This is a genomic window from Arthrobacter sp. HMWF013 (genome assembly GCF_003061105.1).
Taxonomy (GTDB): domain Bacteria; phylum Actinomycetota; class Actinomycetes; order Actinomycetales; family Micrococcaceae; genus Arthrobacter.
In genome coordinates this window covers 192-5,412 of sequence record NZ_QAIQ01000639.1, presented here as the reverse complement: position 1 = coordinate 5,412, position 5,221 = coordinate 192, and the positions used below count along the sequence as shown (strand labels likewise).

General features: G+C 65.3%; 5 protein-coding genes and 1 pseudogene. 2 read left to right on the top strand and 4 right to left on the bottom strand.

Translation table 11 applies throughout. The annotated features are described in order from the left end of the window. Both hrpA and DBR22_RS24030 read right to left on the bottom strand, forming a co-directional pair. Window positions 1-1,337 (bottom strand): ATP-dependent RNA helicase HrpA (gene hrpA, locus DBR22_RS21310; RefSeq protein ID WP_108600638.1); only part of this gene is annotated, 1,337 nt, incomplete at its 3' end. Window positions 1,338-1,528: 191 nt separating this feature from the next. Then, window positions 1,529-1,696 carry a hypothetical protein gene (locus DBR22_RS24030; RefSeq protein ID WP_181365279.1) on the bottom strand — a complete coding sequence of 56 codons (168 nt, stop codon included), beginning with the start codon at window positions 1,694-1,696 and terminating at the stop codon, window positions 1,529-1,531. 81 nt (window positions 1,697-1,777) lie between these two features. Between DBR22_RS24030 and DBR22_RS21305 the strand changes: the two genes are divergently transcribed. Continuing rightward, window positions 1,778-2,746 carry a GlxA family transcriptional regulator gene (locus DBR22_RS21305; RefSeq protein ID WP_108600637.1) on the top strand — a complete coding sequence of 323 codons (969 nt, stop codon included), beginning with the start codon at window positions 1,778-1,780 and terminating at the stop codon, window positions 2,744-2,746. A gap of 62 nt (window positions 2,747-2,808) precedes the next feature. On the opposite strand, the gene DBR22_RS21300 is transcribed toward DBR22_RS21305, so the two are convergent. After that, window positions 2,809-3,132, bottom strand: a complete 324-nt coding sequence (locus tag DBR22_RS21300; protein WP_108600636.1) for a protealysin inhibitor emfourin — start codon at window positions 3,130-3,132, stop codon at window positions 2,809-2,811. A gap of 59 nt (window positions 3,133-3,191) precedes the next feature. Next, window positions 3,192-4,250, bottom strand: coding sequence for a M4 family metallopeptidase (locus DBR22_RS21295; protein WP_108600635.1), 1,059 nt, complete (start codon window positions 4,248-4,250; stop codon window positions 3,192-3,194). Between the two features lie 425 nt (window positions 4,251-4,675). On the opposite strand from DBR22_RS21295, the pseudogene DBR22_RS21290 reads away from it, so the two are divergent. Further along, window positions 4,676-5,221 (top strand): annotated as a pseudogene (locus tag DBR22_RS21290) (HNH endonuclease signature motif containing protein); the annotation flags it as partial.

The following is a 5,221-nucleotide window of genomic DNA, read 5'->3' as shown; positions in this document are numbered from 1 at the left end:
CTCTTTGCGTCACCGGGCCGGGTGGCATTCAAGGCGCCGAGCTCCCGAAGGAGCGTCACGCCGTCGTTGATTGCCCGCGAGTCCGGCGGTTCAACGAACGGGAAGTTCTCCACGTCCTTCGGGCCGCGGGCCACCCCCATGGCCGTCATCTGCAGGATGACGGCAGCCAGGTTGGTGCGCAGGATCTCGGGGTCGGTGAACGGGGGACGGGACTCGAAGTCCTCTTCGGAGTAGAGGCGGATGGCGATGCCGTCCGACACGCGGCCGCAGCGGCCCGAGCGCTGGTTCGCGGAGGCCTGCGAAACGCGCTCGATCGGAAGGCGCTGCACCTTGGTGCGGTGCGAGTAGCGCGAGATGCGGGCGGTGCCGGTGTCGATGACGTACTTGATGCCAGGGACGGTCAGTGACGTCTCAGCCACGTTGGTGGCCAGCACGATCCGGCGTTTGTTGCCCGGGTGGAAGACCTTGTGCTGTTCCTGCAGGCTGAGCCTGGCAAAGAGCGGCAGGACTTCGGTGCCTGCGAGCCGGCGGTTGGACTGGATCCTCGCGTTGAGCGCGTCAGCGGCGTCGCGGATCTCGCGCTCGCCGGAGAAGAAGATGAGGATGTCGCCCGGCGCCTCGGCGGCGAGTTCGTCGACGGCGTCGCACACGGCGTCCAGGGGATCGCGGTCCTCCTCGAGTTCGTCGTCGGAGGCTGCGTCGTCGTCGCCCGCTGCCCCGCCGGCTGGCTGCGACAGCGGCCGGTACCGGATTTCCACCGGGAAGGTCCGGCCCGAGACCTCAATGATGGGGGAGGGGTCCTCGTCCGTGCCGAAGTGCTTGGCGAAACGCTGCGGATCGATGGTGGCCGAGGTGATGATGATCTTCAGGTCCGGCCGCTGCGGCAGGATGCGTTTGAGGTAGCCCAGGATGAAGTCGATGTTGAGGCTTCGTTCGTGGGCCTCATCGATGATGATCGCGTTGTACTTGCGGAGCAGTTTGTCGCGCTGGATCTCCGCCAGCAGGATGCCGTCCGTCATCAGCTTGACCTTGGTGGAGCGGCTGACCTCGCCGGTGAACCGCACCTGGAAGCCGACCTCTTGGCCGATCTCCACGCCCAGTTCCTCGGCGATGCGTTCGGCCACAGTGCGGGCCGCGAGACGGCGTGGCTGGGTGTGCCCGATCAGGCCGTCATCGCCGAGGCCAAGCTCGAGGCACATCTTGGGGATCTGGGTGGTCTTGCCGGAGCCCGTTTCGCCGGCGATGATGGTCACCTGGTTGGCGGCGATGGCAGCCATCAGGTCCTCGCGGCGCTCGGAAACGGGCAGCTCAGCAGGATAGGAGATATGAAATGTCATGGCTGCTGCCAGTCTACTGGGGTGGCGCTTGTTTCCCGCCCTCGCCCTGCTTCTCCGGTTGACCGGAGCACCGTCGGCCAGTCGTTTACCTTGCAGTCCAGTGGTTCAGAAGCACGAGCAAGGGACCCGGCTCTTGTGAGCCGGGTCCCTGCTGCTGGCGAGATGAAGGTGGGTTTGGGGCTGGCTACGGGTCAGAAGACCCGGAGGGTGTGGCTGGTGCTGGGCAGGTCCAGGGCGGACCAGGCCTGGTGGGAGGCGACAGGAGGATTGTGTCCGAGGCCGTCGCGCAGGAGTGCTGAGACTGTGGCTGCCAGGACCAGGAGGAGCAGTACAACGAGGATGATTCCGAAGATTTCCATGACTCAATCGTGCTCCGCCGACCCCCTCCAAAACAGTGGCAGAAATGACCAAAAAGAGTAAATTTCTGCCATAATGGAAGCATGCTTAAGACAGTAGCTGTGATTGTTGTTCCCAACTTTGCAGTCTTCGAGTTCGGCACCGCCTGCGAGGTGTTCGGCCTCGACAGATCAGACCGCGGCAGTGGTGTTCCAGCTTTCGACTTCCGTGTCTGCACCGCTGAGCCTGGGGATGTGCCGATGAAATCCGGCCTCTCCATGCACGTCAGCCTGGGCCTTGAAGCCACCCGCGATGCCGACCTCGTGATCATGGCACCCTACGGGCATGACCAGGATGTTCCCGAATCCGTGATGGACGCACTGCGCGCCGCTGACGCCCGCGGAGCATGGGTGATGTCCATCTGCTCCGGAGCTTTCGCACTGGCCCGCGCCGGCATTCTGAACGCCAGGCGATGCACCACGCACTGGCGCTACTCCCAGGAGCTTGCCAGCCGGTACCCCGAAGTGCAGATGGACGAAAACGTGCTGTACGTCCAGGACGGCAACCTGATCACGAGTGCCGGGACCGCTGCCGGGATTGATGCCTGCCTCCACCTGGTGAGGATCGAGCTGGGGGCGCACGTTGCCGCCGCCATAGCCCGTGACATGGTGGTTCCGCCACACCGCGACGGCGGCCAGGCGCAGTTCATCGACCGGCCAATGCCCACCTGCGGATCGGCTCCCATGGAGGCGTTGCTGCGGTGGATGGTGCAGAACCTTGACCGCGAACACACCGTTAGTGAACTGGCCTCCAGGGTGCACATGTCAGACCGGACCTTTGCCCGCCGCTTCCGGTCCGAAACCGGGGCGACGCCAGCGGCTTGGCTGAACTCCCAGCGGGTGCTCAGGGCGCAGGAGCTGTTGGAATCCACCGACCTCAACATCGATGAGGTTGCCCGGGAATCCGGCTTCGGGCATCCCGTCTTGCTGCGCCACCACTTCGCCAAGGTCCTGGACACCAGTCCGCAGTCCTACCGCCGTGCGTTCCGCGGTCAGCTCACCGCTGTGGGCTGACCCCTGGCGGACCGTCTGGGCTCTGGCTCTTACGGGCCAGTGCATGGCAGCAGGGTTGGCTTTTACAGGCGTGTTTGCCCGGCTCCGTGCGGGGAGTCTTCGGCAGCCTGGCGCGCGCTGTCCACCAGGACCCGCCAAGGGCCGGTGACGGCCTGCTCCGGCAGGGCGGCGCGGCGCTGACCTGCCCTGATGGAATAGATGAACCGGTCCGGCTGCGGGGAGGCGGTTTCAGCCGACGCCGCCCGGATTGTCCTGGGCACGGCATCCCAGGGGCAAGCTTCGACGATCGGCTGCCACTGGCTTTTTGCGCTCTCCGTCACGGCGTTCACTGTCCACACCCGTGTCAGCGCGGCGAGGCCGCCGGTGCGCTCCACACTGATTTTCATGGCCTGGTTCCTGGTCTTCCTGCAGCTTGGCCGCCGCTGGGCTGACGGCCAAGCGCTGGTTAGAGCTTTACCTTCACAGTTTCCCACGCCTTCCGGACTGCGTCATGCTCTGCGGAACCTGAACCATAGAGATCGACGGCGGACTCCGCCGTCGCTTTGGCGAACACCCGGAAGGTGGCGGTCGCAGGGAGCGATCCACCCGTGAGGGTGTCGTACCAAATCCGCCCGGGAGCCTCCCACGCGTTGCCGCCCAGCGATTCAGCAGTAAGGTAGAAAGCCCGGTTGGGGATGCCGGAGTTGATATGGACACCGCCGTTGTCCGCGCTGGTCCGCACGTACGAGTCCATCGAGTCGGGCTGGGGATCCTTGCCCAGCACGTCGTCGTCGTAGGCGGTGCCGGGCGCCTTGAGCGAACGGAGGGCCTTGCCTTCCACCTGAGGCGTGAAGAGTCCCTCGCCGACGAGCCAGCTTGCCTCGGCAGTAGTCTGGTTCTTCACGTACTGCTCTACGAGCGCCCCGAACACGTCCGACATCGATTCGTTGATTGCCCCTGCCTGGTTCCGGTACGCGAGGCCCGCGGAATACTGGGTGACGCCGTGTGCCAACTCGTGGCCGATGACGCTGAGCGAACGGGTGAAGCGCTGGAAAATTTCGCCATCACCGTCCCCGAACACCATCTGCCGGCCGTCCCAGAAGGCGTTGTCATAAAGCTTGCCGAAATGCACCGTGGCATCGAGCGGGAGACCCCCGCCGTCGATGGAATTCCGGCCGAAGACGTCGGCGTACAGACGGTGGGTGTGGCCGAGACCGTCATAGGCTTCGTCTGCGGAGACGTCGCCGGTAGCCGGGTCACCTTCCTTCCGCAACAGTTTGCCGGGCAGAATCTCTGATTCGGCGGCGTCGAAAACGCTTCGGTTAGGCGGGCCGGGTTTCACGTCGCGCAGTCCCTGCGGAACCGCCGGCGCGGGCTGGGTCCTGGCGGACAGGACCGACCTCACATGGCTCAGCGCTTCCTTTGCCGCGCGGGCGGCGGCAGAGAACTGCGGTGCGTCCTGACGGGCCAAACGCCGCAGCAGGTACGGCGGAATGATGGAACAAAATGTGGCTGAAGTGTGCATGGCCTACCCCCTGAAGTTGGTATCAACAGCCTATGAGGGGCCACCGACAATCCAGGGCAGGCCCCCGCGGTGGGTCGATCTCCCGCCCGCTGGCGTTGGCTTCACAAGGCGTTCGACGCCATGGAAGGGGACTCGTCGACGCAGCTGGAATGGGACTGTACGACGGCGGCGCGTTGCCACAGTTGGGCTGCCTCGTGTTCCACCGGATGATGCCATTCGTCGCCAACAGCGTGTTCGCCTCTCGCCTGAAGTGTGCGGTTGCGGCCGGGCGGACTGAGCTCGAGAACCCCGTCCCCTTAAATGTCGGTGCCCCCTGAGAAGGTAGAGGCATGGGAAGAGCAGCGGCAATAAAGGCGGCGGAGGCGGCTTGTGCCTCAGCGGCCGAGCTCCTGGCTGCTGTAAAGGGCGGCACTGACTCTGACGAATTGACTGGCTTAAGTGCTGGTGATCCGTTGCGCCGGGAGGCCGACGGATGGCTGGACACGCTGGCCCTGACTACTCGGATCAATGCGCAGGTCGCCGCCGTCACCGTCCACGCAGCCGCCGGCTACGCGGACACGGCCCAGGCTCTCGCGGCTCCTGATATATCTGACCGGGCCCACGAGATGGCAGTCGTGGCGGAGGTCGCCTGTGCCCTGACGGTCGGTGAGCGGACCGCCGGGGCCCTGCTGGCCGAATCCCACACTTTGATCACTGATTTGCCGTTGACCCTGTCCGCGCTGCAGGCGGGGGTGATCTCGTGGCAGCATGCACGGGTGATGGTGGACGAGACCACCAACCTTGACCCGGCCGCCGCGGGGGCGTTGGAGGGGCACTTCCTGGATCCTGACGCGCCCAACCCTCATCGTGGCGGCCCGGTCGGGGATCTTGTCGCGTCCCGGTTCCGGCATAAGACCCGGATCTGGCGGGAACGGCACCACCCGGTCAGCATCGAAAAGCGGCATGGCCGGTCTGTGGCGGACCGGCGGCTG

What these genes read in the sequence shown, in the direction of transcription:
- DBR22_RS24030 (WP_181365279.1), bottom strand. Translation starts at nt 1,696, where the DNA reads ATGGAAATCTTCGGAATCATCCTCGTTGTACTGCTCCTCCTGGTCCTG.
- DBR22_RS21305 (WP_108600637.1), top strand. Translation starts at nt 1,778, where the DNA reads ATGCTTAAGACAGTAGCTGTGATTGTTGTTCCCAACTTTGCAGTCTTC.
- DBR22_RS21300 (WP_108600636.1), bottom strand. Translation starts at nt 3,132, where the DNA reads ATGAAAATCAGTGTGGAGCGCACCGGCGGCCTCGCCGCGCTGACACGG.
- DBR22_RS21295 (WP_108600635.1), bottom strand. Translation starts at nt 4,250, where the DNA reads ATGCACACTTCAGCCACATTTTGTTCCATCATTCCGCCGTACCTGCTG.